The 21,630-nt window shown below is 71.7% G+C and carries 19 protein-coding genes; 15 read left to right on the forward strand and 4 right to left on the reverse strand.

From position 1 onward, the window contains the following. Window positions 1-34: 34 nt before the first annotated feature. A complete protein-coding gene (locus QQG74_RS16005) occupies window positions 35-1,672 on the forward strand; it encodes a protein kinase (RefSeq protein ID WP_341715569.1) in 1,638 nt (545 codons plus the stop codon). A gap of 9 nt (window positions 1,673-1,681) precedes the next feature. Here the strand turns inward: QQG74_RS16005 and QQG74_RS16010 are convergent, their stop codons facing one another. Continuing rightward, on the reverse strand, window positions 1,682-2,374 hold the full coding sequence (locus tag QQG74_RS16010; RefSeq protein WP_341715570.1) for a carbon-nitrogen hydrolase family protein: 693 nt from the start codon (window positions 2,372-2,374) through the stop codon (window positions 1,682-1,684). Between the two features lie 96 nt (window positions 2,375-2,470). Here QQG74_RS16010 and QQG74_RS16015 point away from each other — a divergent pair, with 96 nt between their 5' ends. After that, window positions 2,471-3,271, forward strand: coding sequence for a DedA family protein (locus QQG74_RS16015; protein WP_341715571.1), 801 nt, complete (start codon window positions 2,471-2,473; stop codon window positions 3,269-3,271). A 52-nt stretch (window positions 3,272-3,323) separates the two neighbouring features. Then, window positions 3,324-3,743, forward strand: a complete 420-nt coding sequence (locus tag QQG74_RS16020) for a protein-tyrosine phosphatase family protein (RefSeq protein ID WP_341715572.1) — start codon at window positions 3,324-3,326, stop codon at window positions 3,741-3,743. A gap of 100 nt (window positions 3,744-3,843) precedes the next feature. Here QQG74_RS16020 and QQG74_RS16025 read toward each other — a convergent pair whose 3' ends face one another. Then, window positions 3,844-6,117 (reverse strand): excinuclease ABC subunit UvrA, encoded by a 2,274-nt coding sequence (locus tag QQG74_RS16025; RefSeq protein WP_341715573.1) that lies wholly within the window; start codon window positions 6,115-6,117, stop codon window positions 3,844-3,846. Window positions 6,118-6,295: 178 nt separating this feature from the next. On the opposite strand from QQG74_RS16025, the gene QQG74_RS16030 reads away from it, so the two are divergent. Then, entirely contained in the window at window positions 6,296-7,009 is a 714-nt protein-coding gene (locus tag QQG74_RS16030) for a MerR family transcriptional regulator (protein WP_341715574.1), read from the forward strand. A gap of 99 nt (window positions 7,010-7,108) precedes the next feature. Here QQG74_RS16030 and QQG74_RS16035 read toward each other — a convergent pair whose 3' ends face one another. Together QQG74_RS16035 and QQG74_RS16040 are read right to left on the reverse strand one after the other, a co-directional pair. Next, window positions 7,109-7,840, reverse strand: coding sequence for a methyltransferase domain-containing protein (locus QQG74_RS16035; protein ID WP_341715575.1), 732 nt, complete (start codon window positions 7,838-7,840; stop codon window positions 7,109-7,111). A gap of 154 nt (window positions 7,841-7,994) precedes the next feature. Next, a complete protein-coding gene (locus tag QQG74_RS16040; RefSeq protein WP_341715576.1) occupies window positions 7,995-8,906 on the reverse strand; it encodes a hypothetical protein in 912 nt (303 codons plus the stop codon). Window positions 8,907-9,208: 302 nt separating this feature from the next. Here QQG74_RS16040 and QQG74_RS16045 point away from each other — a divergent pair, with 302 nt between their 5' ends. The 11 genes from QQG74_RS16045 to QQG74_RS16095 all read left to right on the forward strand — a co-directional run bounded on the left by QQG74_RS16045 (window position 9,209) and on the right by QQG74_RS16095 (window position 21,602). Continuing rightward, entirely contained in the window at window positions 9,209-10,537 is a 1,329-nt protein-coding gene (locus QQG74_RS16045) for a D-alanyl-D-alanine carboxypeptidase (protein WP_341715577.1), read from the forward strand. Window positions 10,538-10,657: 120 nt separating this feature from the next. Continuing rightward, entirely contained in the window at window positions 10,658-11,854 is a 1,197-nt protein-coding gene (locus QQG74_RS16050) for a D-alanyl-D-alanine carboxypeptidase (RefSeq protein WP_341721247.1), read from the forward strand. Further along, window positions 11,851-12,669, forward strand: a complete 819-nt coding sequence (locus QQG74_RS16055) for a M15 family metallopeptidase (protein WP_341715578.1) — start codon at window positions 11,851-11,853, stop codon at window positions 12,667-12,669. Before QQG74_RS16050 ends, QQG74_RS16055 begins: the two co-directional genes overlap by 4 nt. A gap of 148 nt (window positions 12,670-12,817) precedes the next feature. After that, complete coding sequence (locus tag QQG74_RS16060) at window positions 12,818-13,795, forward strand: ion transporter (protein WP_341715579.1); 978 nt, start codon at window positions 12,818-12,820, stop codon at window positions 13,793-13,795. 132 nt (window positions 13,796-13,927) lie between these two features. Continuing rightward, entirely contained in the window at window positions 13,928-16,753 is a 2,826-nt protein-coding gene (locus QQG74_RS16065) for a Na+/H+ antiporter subunit A (protein ID WP_341715580.1), read from the forward strand. Then, window positions 16,750-17,220, forward strand: coding sequence for a Na(+)/H(+) antiporter subunit C (locus QQG74_RS16070; protein ID WP_341715581.1), 471 nt, complete (start codon window positions 16,750-16,752; stop codon window positions 17,218-17,220). Before QQG74_RS16065 ends, QQG74_RS16070 begins: the two co-directional genes overlap by 4 nt. After that, a complete protein-coding gene (locus QQG74_RS16075) occupies window positions 17,217-18,794 on the forward strand; it encodes a Na+/H+ antiporter subunit D (protein ID WP_341715582.1) in 1,578 nt (525 codons plus the stop codon). The genes QQG74_RS16070 and QQG74_RS16075 overlap by 4 nt, the downstream gene beginning before the upstream one ends. Continuing rightward, a complete protein-coding gene (locus QQG74_RS16080; protein ID WP_341715583.1) occupies window positions 18,791-19,411 on the forward strand; it encodes a Na+/H+ antiporter subunit E in 621 nt (206 codons plus the stop codon). Before QQG74_RS16075 ends, QQG74_RS16080 begins: the two co-directional genes overlap by 4 nt. Beyond that, entirely contained in the window at window positions 19,408-19,671 is a 264-nt protein-coding gene (locus QQG74_RS16085; protein WP_341715584.1) for a monovalent cation/H+ antiporter complex subunit F, read from the forward strand. The genes QQG74_RS16080 and QQG74_RS16085 overlap by 4 nt, the downstream gene beginning before the upstream one ends. Then, the gene (mnhG, locus tag QQG74_RS16090) at window positions 19,668-20,045 is read left to right on the forward strand and encodes a monovalent cation/H(+) antiporter subunit G (protein WP_341715585.1); all 378 of its coding nucleotides are present in this window, start codon (window positions 19,668-19,670) and stop codon (window positions 20,043-20,045) included. The genes QQG74_RS16085 and mnhG overlap by 4 nt, the downstream gene beginning before the upstream one ends. Window positions 20,046-20,402: 357 nt before the next feature. Continuing rightward, window positions 20,403-21,602 carry an RtcB family protein gene (locus tag QQG74_RS16095; protein ID WP_341715586.1) on the forward strand — a complete coding sequence of 400 codons (1,200 nt, stop codon included), beginning with the start codon at window positions 20,403-20,405 and terminating at the stop codon, window positions 21,600-21,602. Window positions 21,603-21,630 lie beyond the last annotated feature (28 nt).

Here is a 21,630-nt window from a genome sequence, read left to right on the forward strand (position 1 = left end):
GGGCCGGCCGGGCGACCAGGCAGACTGGACGCTGATGTCGCCGTTAACCCCCAACCTACGGTTGCACGACCGCTACGTGTTGCACGACCGCATCGGCCTCGGCGGGATGTCCGAGGTGTGGCGTGCCGACGACGACGTGCTGGGCCGGCCCGTCGCGGTGAAGGTGCTCGCCGGCACGTTCGCCGTCGATCCAGACCTGCGCGCCGCGATCCGGCGGGAGGCCCGCGCCGCAGCCCGGCTGGCCCACCCCCACGTGACCCAGGTGTACGACTACGGCGAGGCGACGCTCGACGGCGGCACCGTGCCGTACCTGGTGATGGAACTGGTCGACGGGCGTAACCTCGCCGACCGGCTTTCCGAGGGCCCGCTGCCCTGGCCGTCCGCGTTGCGGACGGCCGCCGAGGTCGCCGCCGCGCTGGCCGCCGCACACCGCATCGGGGTGGTGCACCGGGACATCAAGCCGGGCAACGTCATGCTCACCGAGACCGGCGCCAAGGTGCTCGACTTCGGCATCGCCGCGCTCGCCGGCCCGCAGTCCGCCGGCACCAGCAGCGAACCGATGATGGGTACGCCCGCGTACACCGCGCCGGAGCGGTTGCGCGCCGGGGCGCCGAATCCGGCCAGCGACGTGTACGCGCTTGGCGTACTGCTCCACCGCACCCTGACCGGTGACGTTCCGCTGCCCGTACGCAGCTGGGAGGAGGCCGTGCTGGTGCATGCCCGCCGGCCGCCGGTGCCGCCGCCGCGAGTGCCGGGGCTGCCCACCGGCGTCGCCGAACTGGTGCGTGCCTGCCTCGACCCGGATCCGGCCCGGCGGCCGGGTGCCGGCGAGGTGGCCGCCCGGCTCCGGGCCGCCACGGCCGACACGGCGGGGCCGTTCACCGCCATGCTGCCGATCTCCGCGCCGGCCGACCCGGCGGATGCCACCGCGAGCCGGTCGGCATCGGCGCAGCCGCCGACCCTCGTGGACCGCGCCGGCACCTGGCCTGGCACGGACGTCGCCGCGACCGCCCTCGACCCCGCGACCGCGCCCGGCGGTTCGACGTTCGCTGGCCCCGGTTCCGCGCGAGCCACGACCCGTCCCTGGTCGGCGTCCGCGCCGGTGGCGGCCGAGCCCGCCCGTCCCTGGTCGGCGTCCGCGCCGGTGGCGGCCGGGCCCGCCCGCGCCGGGCGCGGCGTCGGCCGGCAACGGCGGCGGTACGCCCCACCGACCGGTGCGCTGGTCGCGGCCGGCCTGGCGCTGCTGGTCGGGCTGGGTGTGGTGCTCGCCCGGGGCAACGGCGACGGTGCATCGTCACCGGGCGGGACCGCCGGTAGCGCGCCGGCCGCTGCGGCTGCGGCGCCGACCTCGGCCAGCCCGGCCGCACCTCGGCCCAGCCCGTCGACGGCCGACCCGGAGCCGGTCAGCCTTCGGCAGGCCGCCGCCGAGTTCGTCACCCTGCTCGCGGAGGCGCAACTCGTCGGCGACATCGACCGCAAGGCTGCGGAGCGGCTCCGCAAGGATCTGACCGATCTCGCCCGGGGCAAGCCCAAGGACCAGGAGAAGCGGATCGAGAAGCTACGCGACCGCATCGAGGACGAGGTCGAGGACGGCCGGCTTCCCGCCGACTTCGCCGACCGCCTGGACGACCTGCTCGACCGGCTCGAAGCGGCGCTGCCCGAGGAGGACTGACCGGCCCCATCAGGTCAACGTCACCCGCACGTACTCGCCGGGTGCGCTGCCCGCCCGGGCGAGCAGCCGGCCGTCCGCGCCCCAGATCGTCGACTGGCCGGCCGCCTCGGCGTAACCCCCACCGGTCGACCCGGCGAAGCTGGCGACCGCCGCGACCACCCGGTGCGTGGCGACGACGCGCAACGCCCGCTCGTCGGAGAGTTCGGCCTCGACCGCGTGGTGGAGGATGGCCGCCGCGTAGATGTCGACACCGAGGGCACAGGTCTGCGCCGCGTGCGCCACGACGCCGGTGTCCTTGCAGATCGCCAGGCCGAGCCGCCAGCCGTCGACCTCCAGCACCGCCGGCTCGCGGCCGGGCGTGAACCGGCTGGCCTCCGGTGCGCCCAGCCACATCTTGCGGTACGCCACCCGCGCGCCGACGCCCTCCACCGCCAGGGTGGCGATGTGGTCGCCGGCCACGGGCGCGCCGACCAGCGCGACCGTACCCGTCCGCGCGCACGCCTCGACAAGCGGTGCCAGTCGCGGGTCGGCCGGGTCGACCGGGGCGGCGTCCAGTTCGTAGCCGGTGAGCGAGAGCTCCGGAAAGAGCACCACCCGGGCCGCCGCCGCGCGGACCAGCGCCGCGTGCGCTGCCACGTTCGCGCCGATGTCGTACGCCGCGCAGGTTGGCTGGGCGACCGCGAGCCGTAACGGAGTGCGCACGCACATCACCTCCACGCCTGGGCAGCGTAGAGTCTTCTCTTTCCGCAAGTCGATACCGACTGAGCGGTTCGCCGGATCAGTTCGTAGCGTAGGGGCATGATTCTCCTGCCGCACGCCGCCGAAGAACCCAGCCCGTCCGGACCTCCGCAGGACGGCCTGGTCGGCTTCGTCACCGATCTGGTGGAGCGGCTGGGCGGTCCGGGAGCAGGGCTGGCGGTCGCGCTGGAGAATCTCTTCCCGCCGATTCCGAGCGAGGTCATCCTGCCGCTGGCCGGTTTCGTCGCGGCCCAGGGCCGGATGAGCGTGGTGGGGGCGATCTTCTGGACCACCCTCGGCTCGCTGCTGGGTGCCCTGGCCCTCTACTACATCGGTGCGGGGCTGGGCCGGGAGCGGACGCGGGCGATCGCGGCCAAGTTGCCGCTGGTGAAGCTCAGCGACATCGACCGGACCGAGGAGTGGTTTCTCAAACACGGCGTCAAGGCGGTCTTCTTCGGCCGGATGATCCCGATCTTCCGGAGCATGATCTCCATTCCGGCCGGTGTGGAACGTATGCCGGTGCTCACCTTCGTCCTCTACACCACGCTTGGCAGCCTGATCTGGAACACCACGTTCGTGCTGGCCGGATACCTGCTCGGGGACAACTGGCACCTGGTCGAGGGGTACGCCGGGATCCTCCAGAACCTGGTCATCGTCGCCTGCGTGCTCGGTTTGGTCTGGTTCGTGGTGACCCGGCTGCGCCGGTCCCGACGCTCCGGTGGCCTGCGGTCCAACGACAGCGGCACCGGGTTGACCGACGCGAGCCAGGCCGGCGTACCCGACCCGCATGGCCGGGGCACCATCTACCGCAGTGCCTGGGCCGACGACCGCCGCCATCCCGACCAGAACCCACCCCGCTGACCCGCCGCACCGGGGGGCGTATCGGCATCAGGAACCGCGCGATACTGCGGGGATGGACGGTGAACGGGGTTGGGCGGACGCGGCCGGAATCGTCGAGTTGCCCGGCGGCGTGCGGGTGCGGGGACGGCGTATCGCGGATCCGGCGTCGCCGGCCGACTTCAGCCTGCTGCTGGCGCCCGGTCCGACGCCGGGGTGGGCGTACCGGCGGGTGCGGTGGCCCGACTTCTGGGTGCCGGTGGACCGGGCGGACGCCCTGGACGCCCTGCGCGAGGCGCTGCGACGCGGCTACGCCGGCCAGCGGGTGGAGGTGGCCTGCCGGGGCGGTACGGGTCGGACCGGCACTGCGCTGGCCGCGCTGGCGGTTCTCGACGGGTTGCCCGCCGAGCGGGCCGTCGACTGGGTCCGTGCCGCGTACCGGCCCCGCGCCGTGGAGACCCCCTGGCAACGTCGCTGGCTGCGCCGGCTGGGCTGAGACCGGGCCGGCTCACCACGGGCTGCGACCGGGCCGGCTCACCACGGGCTGCGACCGGGCCGGCTCACTGCGGGGCGAGCCGGCCCGCTTGGCGCGCCGCTCAGCCCGTGACGTACTGGCGCAGGTGGTGCGCGGTCAGGGTGTCGCCGTGCGCGATCAGGTCGGCCGGGGTGCCGGTGAACACGATCCGACCGCCGTCGTGACCTGCGCCCGGCCCGAGGTCGATCAGCCAGTCCGCGTGCGCCATGACCGCCTGGTGGTGCTCGATGACGATCACCGTGTTGCCGGCGTCGACCAGCCGGTCCAGCAGCGCGAGCAGGTTGTCGACGTCGGCCAGGTGCAGTCCGGTGGTCGGCTCGTCCAGCACGTACGTGCCCGCCCGGTCGGCCATGTGGATGGCCAGCTTGAGCCGCTGCCGCTCGCCGCCGGAAAGGGTGGTGAGCGGCTGGCCCAGGGTCAGGTAGCTGAGCCCGACGTCGGTCATCCGGTCCAGGATGGCCCGAGCCGGCCCGCTGGGGAAGAAGTCGCGGGCCTCGGCCATGGACATGCCGAGCACCTCGCCGATGTTCTTGCCGCGCAGCCGGTAGGTGAGCACTCGGTCGGTGAAGCGCCGCCCGTCGCACTGCTCGCACACCGAGGCGACGCCGGCCATCATCGCCAGGTCCGTGTAGACCAGCCCGATGCCCTTGCAGGTCGGGCAGGCACCCTCGGAGTTGGCGCTGAACAGTGCCGCCTTCACCCCGTTGGCCTTGGCGAAGGCGGTGCGGATGGGGTCGAGCAGACCGGTGTAGGTGGCCGGGTTGCTGCGCCGGGAGCCACGGATGGGGGACTGGTCCACCACGACCACCCCGTCCCGGCGGGGCAGCGAGCCGTGGATCAGGGAACTCTTGCCCGAGCCGGCCACCCCGGTCACCACGGTCAACACACCGAGCGGGACGTCCACGTCGACGTCGCGCAGGTTGTGCAGGTCGGCGCGGCGGATGGAAAGCTGGCCGGTGGGCGTACGGACCCGCTCGCGCAGCCGTACCCGGTGATCCAGGTGGCGGCCGGTGAGGGTGTCGGAGCGGCGCAGCCCGGCCACGTCGCCGGTGTAGCAGATCGTGCCACCGGCGGTGCCCGCGCCGGGTCCCAGGTCGATCACGTGATCGGCCACCGCGATGGTCTCCGGTTTGTGCTCGACCACGAGCACCGTGTTGCCCTTGTCCCGCAGCCGCAGCAGCAGGTCGTTCATCCGGGCGATGTCGTGCGGGTGCAGGCCGACCGTGGGTTCGTCGAAGACGTACGTGATGTCGGAGAGGCTGGAACCGAGGTGTCGGACCATCTTGACCCGCTGCGCCTCGCCGCCGGAGAGGGTGGCGGACTCGCGGTCGAGGCTGAGGTAACCCAGCCCGATCTCGACAAGCGAGTCGAGCAGGTGCCGCAGGTTCCCGGTCAACGGGGCGACCGACTCGTCGTCGATGCCCCGGACGAACTCGGCCAGGTCGCTGATCTGCATGGCCGAGCACTCGGCGATGTTGCGCCCGGCGATGCGGGCGGAGAGCGCGGCGGCGTTGAGCCGGGTGCCACCGCAGTCGGCGCAGGTGGTGAAGGTGACCGCCCGGTCGACGAAGGCCCGGATGTGTGGCTGCATGGACTCGCGGTCCTTGGCCAGGTACAGCCGGCGTACCTTGACGATCAGGCCCTCGTAGGTGAGGTTCGTGCCGCCAATCTTGATCTTCGTGGCCGGCTTGTGCAGGAAGTCCGCCCACTGTTGCGGGGTGAAATCCTGGAGTTTGACATCCGGGTCGAACAGGCCGGAGCCGACGATGGTCTGCCAGTACCACGTGTCGACGCCGAAGTTGGGCACCGTGATCGCGCCGTCGTTAAGCGACTTCTCCACGTTCACCAGCTCGTTGACGTCCAGGTCGGAGACCCGGCCCAGGCCCTCGCAGGCGGGGCACATGCCCTCGGCCAGGTTGAAGCTGAACGCACCGGCGCCGCCGACGTGCGGGCTGCCGAGCCGGCTGAAGACGATCCGCAGCATGGCGTACGCGTCGGTGGCGGTGCCGACGGTGGACCGTGAGTTGGCCCCCATCCGCTCCTGGTCGACGACGATCGCCGGGGTGAGGTTACGCAGCGAGTCCACGTCTGGCCGGGAGCGGTTCGGCATGAACGACTGGAGGAAGGCGCTGTAGGTCTCGTTGATCAGGCGCTGCGACTCGGCGGCGATGGTGCCGAAGACCAACGAGGACTTGCCAGAGCCGGAGACTCCGGTGAAGACGGTGAGCCGGCGCTTGGGAATGTCGACCGAGACGTCGGCGAGGTTGTTCTCCCGCGCGCCGCGTACCTCGATCAGATCGTGGCTGTCGGCGGCGGACCGTGCTGGCTGCTGCATGCGAACCCTTCGCGAAATCGTGGACGGACTGCCGTCCCGGGAACTGGCTGGGGTTGGCCTGGCCGTCTTCAAGTGTCTCATTCATCAGCACGTGGAGACTTTGTCCGCCTTTTCGCTGCTGCTAGATGCGCTATAGGGGGCAAAGTCTCAAACGACGTGTAAGCAGTAGGCTGATCGGGTGACGGGTCGGATGGGGCGGCTGCGCGCGGTCGACCTGGCCGCGACGGTGGGCATCTCGGTGCAGCAGGTCCGCAACTATGTCGATCTCGGCGTGTTGCCGCCGGTCGAGCGCACCCCGAGCGGCTACCGGATCTTCACCCCGGCGCATGCCCGGGCGCTCGCCGTGGCCCGGACCATGGCCGAGGGGCACGGCTGGGCGCGTACCCGGCAGGTCATGACGGCGGTACACCACGGTGACCTGCCGGCGGCGCTGGCGGCGCTCGACGCCGGCCACGCCGAGCTGGACCGCGAGCGCGCCGAGATCCGCCGGGTGCTCGGTGCGTTCGAGACGGTGGTGGCCAGCCCGCCGGTCGCCGCGCCGCGCCGCGCGGTCCGCATCGGCGCGGTGGCCGACCTGGTCGGGGTCCGCACCTCACAGCTGCGTCTCTGGGAGGCCCGCGGGCTGCTGCGGCCAAGCCGCCAGCGGGGCACCGGATACCGGGTGTACGACGAAAGCGAGGTGCGCGCCGCTCAGGTGGTGGCGCTGCTCCGCCGGGGCGCCTATCCGTTCGAGATCATCACCGCCGTGCTGGACGAGATGCGCACCACCGGCAGCCCGCAGCGGGTTCGCGCCGAGTTGGCCCGCCGGGAGCAGGACCTGCACCGGCGTAGCCTGCGCCGGCTGGCCGCGTCGGCGGCCCTGCACGACTACCTGGGCTGCCTGGGGCGGTGACCGCCGCCCGCCATCACCGCCGCCCGCCATCACCGCCGCCCGCCATCACCGCCGTCGGTCAGCCCGCGGTCGGCACCGGCCCGGCCGCCACCGCGCGGTTCACCGCAGCACCAGCAGGTCCAGGTGGTCGACGACGGGGCCGGGTGGGGCCTCGGCGGCGACTGCCCGCAGCCGGGCCAGACCCTGCTGGTACTCCGCCTCGGTGATCAGTTGCAGCGGCGTGTGTGCGCGTCGGTCCATCCGCTCGGCGTACTCGGCCATCGAGGCGGCGACGGTCTGCGCCACCGGTTCGACTGTGCTCACCGGAAACCCCGCCTCGGCGAAGGCGCAGCGGACCCGGGCCAGCCCGGGAAAGCGGTCGAGCGCCGGGATCGCCTCGGGAAACCAGCTGAACAGGGTGATCCGCTGGTATCGGCCGGGAAAGGGGGAGCGGATCAACACCGGGGCACCGGGCCGCAGCACCCTGCGCAGTTCACGCGCCATGGTGTCCAGGTCGGGAACGTGGTGGATCATCGTCGACAGCCAGGCACCGTCCACGCTGGAGCCGGCCAGCGGCAGCGCGCGGGCGTCCCCGGCCAACAGGGGACGGTACGGGCAGCGGTCCCGCATCGCGGGTGCCGGCTCCACCGCGAGCACCCGGATGCCGTACCAGTCGGTGAACGCGCGGGCCCAGGTGCCGGTACCGGCGCCCAGGTCCAGCAGGGTGGTGCCGGTCCGGGGCCGCAGGTGTTGCCGGACGGCGTCGCGCCAGCGGTGCAGCCCTGTCGTTCCCAGTTCGCGACCGGCGGCGAACGCGGCGGCGTTTGTGTCGTCGTAGGAGATCAGGGCCACGGCCACCCCCTCGCGATCGTCGCCCGACGGATCCGGCCGACCACTGCGGCGTTTCTATCCGCACGGTGACCGTGCGGTCAACCAGTTGTGATCCACCGCGCAACACGGTGGGCGGTGGCCCGTGGCCACCGCCCACCGTGGAGGTTTCCCGGAATCAGCGCAGCGCGCAGGGTGAGGCCAGGTTCACCAGGTCGCCGGGGCGGTTGCCGTTGACCCGGCCGATCGCGGTGGCGATCCGGTTGATGGCGGCGACCCGCCGGTCCACCAGGGGACCGACGATGGCGTTCTGGACGAAGTTGGCGCCGCCCTGGGGGTTGGCGGCCTGCTGGGCGAGGCGGGCGTTGGCGTCGGCGATCTGCGCGTCCAGGTTGGCCAGTTCCCGCTGCACCTCGGCAGCGGCCTGGGCGGGCACGGCCGGCAGCCGGTCGGCCACGCTCGGGCAACTCACCGTCTGGGCGACACCGGCGTTGCCGTTGTTGCCCGCATTGCCGTTGCCGTTGTTCCCGGCGTTGCCGTTGTTGCCCGCGTTGCCGTTGCCGTTGTTCCCGGCGTTGCCGTTGTTGCCCGCGTTGCCGTTGCCAGCATTCCCGTTGTTGCCCGCGTTACCGGCGTTGCCGTTGACCGCGCTGGGGATGCCGGCGGCGTTCAGCCCGCAGGTCGCCAGGCTGCTCAGGTCGGGACGCTGCCCACCGGCGCGGTTGATGTTGATGCCGATCCGGTCGAGTGCGGCGGTGCGCTTGCTGGCCAGGGGGCCGAGGATGGCGTTCTGGACGAAGTTGGCGCCGCCCTGGGGGTTGGCGGCCTGTTGGGCGAGGCGGGCGTTGGCTTCCTCGATCTGCTTGTCGAGGTTTGCCAGTTCCTGCTCGACTCCGGCTTGTGCGGCGGCCGGTACGTTGGCCAGCTTGTCCCGCACCGTCGGGCAGTTCGCCGTCTGCGCCCCACTGCTGGCGCTGTCGTCGGCCGAGGCCAGCGTCAGACCGGCCCCCAGCAGCGCCACCGCGAGGACGCCGACCCCGCCGAGCTTCAGCGCGGCGTGCTTCTGGAGCTTTCGGGTACGCCTGACCATGCTTTCTCTCCTCATGATTGACCGCCCGGCGGGGTCGAAGAACCCGCCGGCTGGTGCGCGGTGGATGCCGGGAGGGTGACGTACGGCCGGCCCCGCCGTACGTCCCTCCGGGGTGCTGTCGGACCCACCTCGGGAGCGCTCCCGTTGCTGGTCCGGAACGTTCGTGGTTGTTCGGTCGGGGATACGCGGTGACCCGGCCGGTCGGTTCAATGTCGATCCGGAAAGCTCGCCGGTCGCTTCGTCCCCGGTGGACCCGCCGCCGGCCCGGCCGGTCAGCGATCTTGCGGTTAGGCTGCGTGTTCATGACACTCCGGGCCCTGGTGATCGCTCCCGTCATGCTCGCGGTCGCGGTGATTCCCGCGACCGTGAGTGGCTCGCCGGACACAGAGCGTGTTGCCGTCGGGGTGCCGGGCGCCGTCGGCCCCGCGCCCGGGACACCGGTCACCGCGCCTACGGCCGCCCCCGCCGCGACGGCCGCTGCCGCGACGGCGGTGCCCTGCCCGAAGGCGGTGGCACCGAAGGTGAAGCGCTCGCCGCGACCCACGCCACCGCCGTCCACTCCGGAGCACCAGGTCGTCGGCGGGGCGGCGCTGGCCACCGCCGGGCTGGTCGTACCGCCGCAGGCGCCGGCACCGCCGCGGGTGACCGCCACCTCGTGGCTGGTGGCCGACCTGGACAGCGGCGAGGTGCTGGGTGGTTGTGGCCCGCACGAGTACGCCACGCCGGCGAGCGTGCAGAAGCTGCTGCTGGCCGCGACCATGCTGCCCCGGCTCGACCCGGACGAACTCGTCACGATCACCCGGGAGGACCTGGACATCGCGCCGGGCAGCTCGGCCGTGGGGCTGCTGGTCGGCGGTCGCTACCGGGTGCGGACCCTGTGGCTGGGACTGCTGTTGCAGTCCGGCAACGAGGCGGCGAACGCGCTGGCTCGCCTCGGCGGTGGGCCGGACGGTGCGGCCGGCGGGGTGCGCGCGATGAACGAGCAGGCGCGCCGGCTCGGCGCGTTGCAGACCCGCGCGGTCACCCCCTCCGGGCTGGACGCGCCGGGACAGTTCACCAGCGCGTACGACCTGGCGCTGATCGCCCGGGCCTGCTTCGCCGATCCGGCCTTCCGCCGGTACGCACTCACCGAGCGGACCCGGATCCCGGCGCAGAAACCGCTGCGCGCCAAGGGTTTCGAGATCCAGAACGAGAACCAGTTGATCTACCGTTACCCCGGTGCCATGGGCGGGAAGACCGGCTTCACCGACTACGCCCGGCATACCTACGTCGGTGCCGCCGAGCGCGACGGCCGCCGGCTGGTGGTGACGCTGCTCGGTGCCGAGCCCCGGCCGCAGCGCGGCTGGGAACAGGGTGCCGCGCTGCTCGACTGGGGATTCGCGCTGCCCCCGGGTGCCGCGGTCGGCCGGCTGGTGGAACCGGGGGAGTGGGACGCGCCGACGGCGGCGCCATCGGCCGCGCCACAGCCGGGCGACGCGCCGTCGGCGGATGCCACCTCCTCGGCCGCGCTCGACGACGGGCCGGGCGCCGGAACGCTTGTGGCGCTTGCGGTCGGCCTGGCCGCGATCGGGCTGGCCGTGATCGCCGCTCGGCGGGGCCGCCGGCCGGGGACGACCGCAGCGCGGCGCTGATCGTCTCGGCAGATCGGGTACCTGCGTGCTGGTCGATTCGCCGGACTGGCCGGAATTCACCCGATAGTGTCGCTGAATGTGAGAGTCAACCGCCTCGCCGCCGCGGTGACCGCGGCGCTCATGACATCGCCCCTGCTGCCCGCCACCGGTGCCGCCGTGGCCGCGCCGACGCCGTGCCCGCGCTCCGCGCCGCCCGCGCCCGGCCCGTCGCAGCCGGTGACACCGTCGCCGGACCCGGTGCAGCGGGCGGTGGGCGGGGCCCGGCTGGCCACGGCCGGGCTGGTCGTACCGCCGGATGTGCCGGCACCACCCCGGGTGGCAGCAACCTCGTGGCTGGTGGCCGACCTGGAGACCGGCGAGGTGCTGGGTGGTTGTGGCCCACACGAGTACGCCACTCCGGCAAGCGTGCAGAAGCTGCTGCTGGCCGCGACCATGCTGCCTCGGCTCGACCCGGCCGAAACCGTCACCATCACCGCCGGGGACCTGGACATCGAGCCGGGGAGTTCGGCCGTGGGGCTGGTGGAGGGCGGCCGGTACCGGGTCGAGACGCTCTGGCTTGGCCTGCTGCTGCGGTCGGGCAACGAGGTGGCAAACGCGCTGGCCCGGCTCGGCGGCGGCCCGGACGGGATGGCCGGCGGACTACGCGCGATGAACGAGCAGGCGCACCGGCTCGGTGCCTACCAGACCCATGCCGCGACCCCTTCCGGGCTGGACGGTCCGGGGCAGTTCACCAGCGCGTACGACCTGGCCCTGATCGCCCGGGCCTGTTTCGACGACGCCCACTTCCGCCGCTACGTGGCGACCCGCGAGGCGACCATCCCGGCCCAGCCGAGGCAACGCGCCAAGGGCTTCACGATCGACAACGACAACCAACTGCTCTACCACTATCCAGGTGCGCTGGGCGGCAAGACCGGCTACACCGATCTGGCCCGGCACACCTACGTCGGTGCCGCCGAGCGGGGCGGACGCCAACTCGTGGTCACCCTGCTCGGCGCGGACGTCGTCGACAAGCGTGGCTGGGAACAGGGTGCCGCCCTGCTCGACTGGGGCTTCGCCCTGCCCCGGGACGCCTCGGTCGGCGCGCTGGTGCGGCCGGGCGCCACCACCGCCTCCGCGCCGCCGGCCTCGGTGCCGCCGCAGGCGCTGCCCGGCGGTGCCGCCGGTGCCGAGGCCGCCGGCCGGCGGGACCTCGCCGGACAACTCCGTCTCGTCTCGTGGGTGGCGCTCGCCGTCGGCCTGACCCTGCTGACCGGCGCTCTGATCGCCCGCCGCCGCGTCCGCACCGCCGCCACCCGGACCCCCACCCACCGCGAATGACCACCCCGTCGACCGCCCGCGTCCGGTTGACCGTGCAGCTGCTGGGGGTGCTGGCCGGAGTGGGAGTGGTGGGTGGGTGCGTACGGGCACCACAGCCGCCGCCACCGCCGGCACCGTCGGGGCGGCCCGGCCTGGTGGTGCTCTCCGACGTGGACCCGCGCATCCACACCGACATCCGCTACGCCACCGCGCACAACTTCGTCGGTCGCCCGGTCGACGGCTATCCGGAACCACTCTGCCTGCTCACCGACGCGGCTGCCGCAGCACTGCGCCGGGTGCAGGACGCGGCACTGGCCACCGGCCACAGCCTGAAGGTCTACGACTGCTATCGGCCCCGGCGCGCGGTGGACGACTTCCTGACGTGGGCGGGCCAACCCGGCGGGCAGCAGATGAAGGCCGAGTTCTATCCCCGGGTGGCCAAGTCGGATCTGTTCGAGCAGGGCTACCTCGGTGCGCGCAGTACGCACAGCCGGGGCAGCACTGTCGACCTGACCCTGGTCGACGTGCCGGCACCCGAACAACCCGGGTACGTGCCGGGTCAGCCGCTGGTCGCCTGCACCGCCCCGCGTGACCGACGCTTCGCCGACAACAGCATCGACATGGGCACCGGCTTCGACTGTTTCGATCCGCTCGCGCACGTCGCCTCGTCCCAGGTCGACGCCACGGCCAGGCGCAACCGGGAACTGCTCAGGCGGTTGATGACCGACGCCGGGTTCGTCGGCTACGACCGGGAGTGGTGGCACTTCCGCTACCGCGACGAGCCCTGGCCGGACACCTACTTCGACCTGCCGGTCGCCCGTTCCTCGGCGGGCTGAGCCGCAGGTCACCAATTACCCGATCGAGGCGGTGCCCAGCTCGAGACCGTCATGACCATGTCCGTCGGCTGGGTGGGTGATGTCCTAGATCCTTTCCCCGTAGGCTGTCTTTCATGATTGCCGTACGTCAGCGCCCCGACGACGCACGGTGGGTGCTCTCGCCGGCACCGGTCACTCCACCGGGGCCGGCCGGCCGGTGAGTTGGACTCGCATACCGTCCCAGCGGGGTGATCGGGACCGGGCGGCGCGCGGTGCCAGGCTGGTCAAGCTCTGTGCCCGGATCTCCGCGTCGCGTCCGTTCGAACTGGTGATCATCGCGGTGATCATCGCCAACGGCGTCGTGCTCGGCCTGGAGACCTATCCCAACCTGGGTCCGGCCGGCTTCGCGCTGCACGCCCTGGAGTGGTCCTTCCGCGCCGTGTTCGTCGTCGAGATCACCATCCGGATCATCGCGTACGGCCGTCGGCCGCAGGACTTCTTCCGGCACGGCTGGAACGTCTTCGACTTCCTGGTGATCGCGGCGATCTTCGTACCGGTGCTGCACGGCGACTCGGCGCTGCTGCGGGTCGTGCGGGTGCTGCGGATGTTGCGGCTGGTGCGGTTCTCGCCCGGCCTGCGGACGATCGTCACGGCCCTGTGGCGCAGCCTGCCCGGCGTCGGGGGCTTCCTCGCCCTGGGTGTGGTGACGCTCTACGTCTACGGCATGGCCGGTTGGCTGATCTTCGGCGAGGCGTATCCCGAGGACTACGGTGACATCGGCCGGTCGCTGCTGACCCTCTTCGTGCTGCTCTCCCTGGAGACGCTGCCGGACCACATCGCCGACGCCATCGACTTCGCCCCGTGGACCCTGCTCTACTACGTCAGCTTCGTGATCATCACCGTCAACGTGCTGCTGAACATCCTGATCGCGGTCATCGTCAACTCCATGGAGGAGGCCCGCCGGCTGGAGATGACCGAGGGGCTCGCCCCCGGGTACGACGAGGACGGTGACGGGATACCGGACGAGGTGGACCGGATCGCGATCAGTCAGCGGCTGGACGATCTGCGGACCCTCATCGTCGAACTTGAGCGCGAGCTTCGCATCGACCGCGACGACGGACGGACCCGCCGAACCGGGAGGGATTGAGTACACTAACCGCACCCCACCAGGCCCGCCTCACTCGGTGCGTCCGTGTTTGATCAGAATCACGACGGATGCGGATAACGGTCGGCACCAGATAGGGTCGTTACACCGACTGATGATCTCTGGGGAGGGTGTGTGCTGGCTCTGGTGGCGGTCCATGCGCTGACAGCCGTGATCGCCCCGGCGCTGGTGCGGCTCTGGGGCAGGCAGGCTCTCTACCTGGTGGCGTTGGCCCCTGGCGCGACCCTGGTCTGGGCGTTGGCCCAGACCAACGGAGTCCGTTCCGGCGACCCGGTGGTCGAGACGGTGTCGTGGGTGCCGCAACTCGGCCTGGAACTGGCCCTGCGGATGGGCACCCTGTCCTGGCTGCTTGTCGTCCTGGTCGGCGGCGTCGGCGCGCTGGTGCTCGCGTACAGCGCCCGCTACTTCCGCTCCGACGACCCCGGGCTCGGCCGCTTCGCCGCCGTCTTCGTCGCCTTCGCCGGAGCGATGCTCGGCCTGGTGGTCTCCGACGACCTGCTGCTGTTGTACGTGTTCTGGGAGCTGACCACCGTCTTCTCCTACCTGCTCATCGGCTACGACCCGGCCAAGCGGGCCAGCCGGCGGGCGGCCATGCAGGCGCTGCTGGTCACCACGCTTGGCGGCCTGGCGATGCTCGCCGGGTTCATCATGCTCGGCCAGCACGCCGGCACCTACCGCTGGTCGGAGGTCGCCGAGAACCTGCCCGGCGGGAGTTACCTGGCGGTCGCCGTACTGCTGATCCTGCTCGGCGCCCTGAGCAAGTCGGCGATCTTCCCGTTCAGCTTCTGGTTGCCGGGCGCGATGGCGGCGCCCACCCCGGTCAGCGCCTACCTGCACGCCGCGGCAATGGTGAAGGCCGGTGTCTTCCTGGTCGCCCTGATGGGGCCCGCCTTCGCCGGCCTCACCCCGTGGCGACCGGTGCTGCTGGTCACCGGTCTGATCACCATGTTCCTCGGCGGCTGGACCGCGCTGCGGCAGGTGGACCTGAAGCTGCTGCTGGCGTACGGCACGGTCAGCCAGCTCGGTCTGCTGATGGTGATCCTCGGCGCCGGCACCCGGGACACCGCGCTGGCCGGTGCCGCCATGGTGCTGGCGCACGCCCTGTTCAAGGCGACCCTGTTCCTCACCGTCGGCGTCATCGATCACTCCACCGGCACCCGGGACCTGCGCGAACTCAGCGGGGTGGGCCGCAAAGCGCCGGCCCTGGCGGTGGTGGCCGGGCTCGCGGCGGCCTCGATGGCCGGTCTGCCGCCGATGGCCGGGTTCGTGGCGAAAGAGGCGGCGGTCGAGGCGCTGCTGCACGGCACCGCCGTCGACCTGGCCGTGCTGGCCGGCGTGATCTTCGGCTCGGTGCTGACCGTTGCGTACACGTTGCGTTTCCTCTGGGGGGCCTTCGCCGACAAGGCCGACACCCCGATCACCGTGGTCAAGCCGATCAGCTGGCCCTTCCTCGCGCCCGCGGCGCTGCTCGCCGTCGCCGGAGCGGCGGCGGGCCTGCTCGCCCCGGCGGTGGACCGGCTGCTCGCCCCGTACGCCGACCTCTATCCCACCGGCAGCGACCCGGGCTACCACCTGGCGTTGTGGCACGGGCTCACGCCGGCGCTGGGGTTGTCGGTGCTGGCCGTGGCCGGTGGTGTCGGGCTCTTCCTGCTGATGCGGCGCGAACGCGTACGGACCACCCTGCGACTGCCCTTCGACGGTGCCGCCGCCTACGGCAAAGCCATCGCCGGGGTGGACCGGCTGGCGGTGGAGCTGACCGGTGCCACCCAGCGTGGTTCCTTGCCGTTCTACCTTGGCGTCATCCTGGTGGTGTTGGTCGTCTTGCCGGGTGGTGCGCTGCTGGCCGGCAGCCCGTGGCCGCAGCGCTTTCACCTGTGGGACACTCCCTTGCAGGTGGTGGCCGGCGCCGTGGTGGCCGTCGCCGCCGTGATGGCGGCCCGCGCACTGCGGCGGCTCACCGCGATGATCCTGGTCGGCGTCGCCGGCTACGGCATCGCACTGTTGTTCGTCCTGCACGGCGCCCCGGACCTGGCCCTGACCCAGTTCCTGGTGGAGACCGTCACGATCGTCATGTTCGTGCTGGTGTTGCGCCGACTGCCGGAAAAGTTCTCGGAACGGCCGATCCGGTCCAGCCGCCGGGGCCGGGTCGCCATCGGCGTCGCGGTCGGCGCGGTCACCGCCGGCATGGCCTATGTGGCCGCCGGCGCCCGCCAGGCCATTCCGGTCTCCGTGGGCTTCCCCGACGAGGCCGTGTCGTACGGCGGCGGCAAGAACGTGGTCAACGTGACCCTGGTCGACATCCGGGCCTGGGACACCATGGGCGAGATCGCGGTACTGGTGGTGGCCGCCACCGGTGTGGCCAGCCTGATCTTCCGCCATGCTCGCGACCTCGACCGGCGCGGCGACATCCCCGGCGGTGTCCGGGCGGAATCCCGCCCGCGCTGGCTGACCACCGGCGCCACCGCCCGCGCCCAGTCGGTCATCCTCCAGGTGATCACCCGGCTGTTGTTCCACGCGATCATGCTGTTCTCCATCTACCTGCTGTTCAGCGGCCACAACGCCCCCGGCGGTGGGTTCGCCGCCGGTCTGGTCGCCGGTCTGGCGCTGGCCGTGCGCTACCTGGCCGGCGGGCGGACGGAACTCAACGGCGCCGCACCCGTGGACGCCGGTGTGGTGCTCGGTGCCGGGCTGTTCGTGGCCGTCGGCACCGGCGTGGCCGCGATGCTGCTCGGCGGGGAGTTCCTCCAGACCGCCCTGCTCGACTTCCACCTGCCGGTACTGGGACACATTCACTTCGTCACCTCGGTCTTCTTCGACGTCGGCGTCTACCTGATCGTCGTCGGCCTGGTGCTGGACATCCTGCGCAGCCTCGGCGCGGAGATGGACCGCCAGCAGGAGGAGACCGAGGACGTCGAGGCCCGGGAAAAGGAGCTGGTGTGACCCCCAACCTCACCTACGTCATCGTGGTCGGCGTACTTGTCGCCGCCGGCGTGACGTTGCTGCTCGAACGCAGCCTCACCCGGGTGCTGATGGGCGTCATCCTGCTCGGCAACGGCGCCAACCTGCTGCTGCTGACCGGCGGTCGGGCCGGTGGACCGCCGATCGTGGGCACCACCGCCCAGGAGGAGATGAGCGATCCACTGCCCCAGGCGATGATCCTCACCGCCATCGTGATCACCCTCGGGATGACCGCGTTCCTGCTCGCTCTGGCCTACCGCAGCTGGCACCTCAACGGGCACGACGAGGTGCAGGACGACGTCGAGGACCGCCGGATCATGGACCTCGCGGAACGCGACGAGGGCCCCGGCACGGAAGACGACGGAGACGGTGACACCGACGGTGACGACGTGACGACCGAGGACGAGCGGCCGGTTTCCGCCTCGACGAACGCGGGGAGGCCCGGATGACGTACCTCGTTCCGCTGCCGGTGGTGATGCCGCTGCTCGGCGCGGCGCTGACGCTGCTGCTGCTCGGTCGGCCCCGCGCCCAGCGGTGGGTCAGCCTCACCGTGCTCACCGCCACCGTCGCGGTGGCCGCGGCGCTGCTGGTCCGCTCCAGCCTGGACGGGCCGCTGGTGGTGGAGGTCGGTGGCTGGGTCGCGCCGCTGGGCATCGTGCTGGTGGCCGACCAACTCGCCGCGTTGATGCTTGTCGTCTCCGCCACGGTCACCCTCTGCGTGCTGGTCTACTCCATCGGGCAGGGCATGGCCGACGGCAACGAGGAGACGCCGCTGTCGGTGTACCACCCGACCTACCTGGTGCTCACCGCGGGCGTGTGCAACGCGTTCCTCTCCGGCGACCTGTTCAACCTCTACGTCGGTTTCGAGATCCTGCTGGTCGCCAGCTACGTGCTGCTCACCCTGGGCAGCACCGAGACCCGGATCCGGGCCGGCACCACATACGTCGTGGTCAGCCTGCTCTCGTCGGTGATCTTCCTGGTCGCCATCGGGCTGGTGTACGCCTCGACCGGCACCCTGAACCTCGCCCAGCTCGTGGACCGGCTGGACGCCCTGCCGGACGACATCCGGCTGGTCCTACAGGGCATGCTGCTGCTCGCCTTCGGCATCAAGGCGGCGGTCTTCCCGCTGTCGGCCTGGCTACCGGACAGCTATCCGACCGCCCCCGCCCCGGTCACCGCCGTCTTCGCCGGCCTGTTGACCAAGGTCGGCGTGTACGCGATCATCCGTACCGAGACGCTGCTCTTCCCCGGCGGTCGCACGGCCACCCTGCTGCTGGTGACCGCGGTGCTGACAATGGTGGTCGGCATTCTCGGCGCGGTCGCCCAGTCCGACATCAAGCGGTTGCTGTCCTTCACGCTGATCAGCCACATCGGCTACATGCTCTTCGGCGTCGGGCTCACCTCGTCGCTCGGCCTCTCCGCGGCGATCTTCTACGTGGTGCACCACATCACCATCCAGACCACCCTGTTCCTCGCCGCCGGCCTGGTGGAAAGACGTGGCGGCAGCACCGCGCTGGATCGCCTCGGCGGTCTGGCCCGGTTGTCACCGCTGCTGGCGGTGCTGTTCTTCGTACCAGCGCTCAACCTCGCCGGCATCCCACCGTTCTCCGGTTTCCTCGGCAAACTCGGCCTGGTGCAGGCCGGCATCGACGACGGTGGCGTGCTGGCCTGGATCCTGGTCGCCGGTGGACTGGTCACCAGCCTGCTCACCCTGTACGCCATCGCCCGGGTGTGGAACCTCGCCTTCTGGCGGGCGCCCCATCCGGAGATGCCCCGCGAGGACGACGCGGACCGGGCGGCCCGTACCGACGGTTCGGTGCAGCCGGGCCAGGGACTCGCCGTGGCCCAGACCGGTGCCGTGATGCCCGGGCTGATGATCGCGCCGACCGTCGCGCTTGTGGCATTCGGCCTGGTGTTGACCCTGGTCGCCGGTCCGCTGTTCGACCTGAGCAGCGACGCCGCCGATGACCTGCTGCGGCGGACCCCGTATGTCGAGGCCGTCTTCCCGGGAGGTACGCCGTGAAGCCCGACCCGATGACCCCGGCGGACCCGACCGACGCGCCGCACCAGGAGCCGATGAGTCGGTCCGCCCGGCGGCGCAACCAGATCGTCGCGGTGACCGCCCTCGTCGCCGTCTGGGTGCTGCTGTGGGGGACCTTCTCCTGGGCCAACGTGATCGGGGGACTGGTGGCCGCCGCCGTGCTGCTGGCGGTCTTCCCGCTGCCCCCGGTGACGTTCGCCGGCCGGATCCATCCGATGGGCACGCTGCGCTTCCTCCTGCGCTTCCTCAAGGACCTGGTGGTCGCCTCGGCGCAGATCGCCTGGCTGGCCTTCCGGCCACGGCATGTCCCGTACAGCGCCATCATCGCGGTGCGGCTGCGGGTGAACACCGACCTCAACCTCACCCTGATGGCCGAGGCGTTGTCCCTGGTGCCCGGCAGTCTGATCCTTGAGGCGGACCGGACGACCGGCACCCTGTTCGTGCACGTCATCAACCTGCACAGCCTGGACGAGGTGGAGCAGTTCCGCAGTGGCGTGCTGAAGCTGGAGGCGCGGATCATCGCCGCCATCGGCTCGGCGGACGAGCAACGCCGTGTCCGCGAAGGCGTCGAGGCCGACCTGGAAGGGGCCACCACATGACCGTCGTCGCCGTGCTCGTCACCGTGCTGCTCGCCGTGGCCGGCGGGCTCACGTTGACCCGAATCATCCGTGGTCCGTCGATCCTCGACCGGGCCGTCGCCACCGACGTACTGCTGGCCGTCATCGTCGCCGCCATCGCCACCGAGGCCGCGTACAGCCGGGACGCCACCGCGCTGCCGGTGCTTGTGGTCCTCGCCGTGCTCGGCTTCGTCGGTTCGGTGAGCGTCGCCCGGTTCGCCGCTCGGAGAAACAGCAAATGAGTCTCGACGCCGTGCTCGACATCGTCGCCGCCGCCTGCCTGATCAGCGGCGCGCTGCTCAGCCTCGCCGCCGGGGTCGCCCTGGTGCGCTTCCCGGACCTGCTCACCCGGATGCACGCCGCCGCCAAGCCGCAGGTGCTCGGGCTGCTGCTGGTCCTGGTCGGCTGCGGGTTGCGGCTGCGGACCGGGGTGGACATCACCACGCTGGTGCTGGTCGGCATCTTCCAACTCGCCACCGCGCCGGTGGCCGCGCACATGGTCGGCCGGGCTGCGTACCCGCACGACGACATCCGCACCGACCTGCTGCTCACCGACGAACTCGCCGCCCACCTGGACCAGGTCAGCCGCGAGCAGGGCGACGCGGCCCGCGCCTGACCACGCAATATCAATTGCGGCCACCGCCGGTCGTCAATACTCTTCTGCGCATCAGGTCGAATCCGACTGGAGCCGGAAGGAGTACGCCGTGTCAGAACCACATCGCCGCCAGGCCAGCTGGCCGTTGCCGGGTCGCACCGCCGTGCCCGCCGGCACATGCCGCAGACTTCCGGCCCTGACCGGGCCCCTCCCGCGCCCCTAACCGCGCCCCGCCTCACCTCGCCTCACCCGCACCGCGCTCACCCGCGGCCGTCGATCATGCACTTTTCGCCTGGATAAAAGGCTGTAAAGGCCGTGTTTCGGCGACCGAAAGTGCAAGATCGGCGGGGTTCGTTCGCAGCTCAGGAGAAGACGACAATGGGATTCAGCATGCTCGCCGGTACGCGGGCACCGGTGCGGGTGTGGACCGACCCGTACGCAATCGAGGCGCAGGCCGCCAGGCAGCTGCGCAACATCGGCGCGCTGCCCTGGGTGCAGGGTGTCGCGGTGATGCCGGACGTGCACTTCGGCAAGGGCGCCACGGTCGGCTCGGTGATCGCGATGCGGCAGGCGGTCTCGCCGGCCGCCGTCGGGGTGGACATCGGCTGCGGGATGTCGGCGGTGCGCACCTCGCTGACCGCCGCCGACCTTCCCGACGACCTGGCCGGCCTGCGCCGGGCCATCGAGGAGGCGATTCCGGTCGGCTTCGCCACGCGCGACGAGCCGGTCGACCCGCGCCGGGTGCGGGGCCTGGAGCAGCGCGGCTGGGACGACTTCTGGCGGCGTTTCGGCGACCTGGACCGGCGGGTGGCGCAGCTGGAGACCCGGGCCCGGCGGCAGCTGGGCACCCTCGGTGGCGGCAACCACTTCATCGAGGTCTGCCTGGAACAGGGCGGCAGCGACGCCGGCCGGGTCTGGCTGATGCTGCACTCCGGTTCGCGCAACATCGGCAAGGAACTGGCCGAGCGGCACATCGCGGTGGCCCGCCAGCTGCCGCACAACGCCGACCTGCCCGACCGGGACCTGGCGGTCTTCCTCGCCGGTACGCCGGAGATGGACGCCTACCGCCGGGACCTGTGGTGGGCGCAGGAGTACGCCCGGCGCAACCGCGCGGTGATGCTCGCGGTGTTGATGAACGTGGTGCGGGACCGACTCCCGCAGGTCGGCTACGACGAGCCGATCAGCTGCCACCACAACTACGTGTCCGAGGAGCACTACGAGGGGGTGGACGTGTTGGTGACTCGTAAGGGAGCGATCCGGGCGGGCCGCGGTGACCTGGGCATCATTCCCGGGTCGATGGGGACCGGGTCGTACATCGTGCGCGGCAAGGGCAACGAGTGGGGATACTGCTCGGCGTCGCACGGCGCGGGACGCCGGATGTCCCGCGCCCAGGCCAAGCGGACGTTCGGCACCGCCGACCTGGTGGCGCAGACGGCCGGGGTGGAGTGCCGCAAGGACGCCGGGGTGGTCGACGAGATCCCCGGCGCGTACAAGGACATCACCGAGGTGATGGCCCAGCAGGAGGACCTGGTCGAGGTGGTGGCCCACCTCAAGCAGGTGGTCTGCGTCAAGGGCTGAGGCAGACGACCGACGATCACCGGGGGCG

This window comes from Micromonospora sp. FIMYZ51, from assembly GCF_038246755.1.
Taxonomy (GTDB): Bacteria; Actinomycetota; Actinomycetes; order Mycobacteriales; family Micromonosporaceae; genus Micromonospora.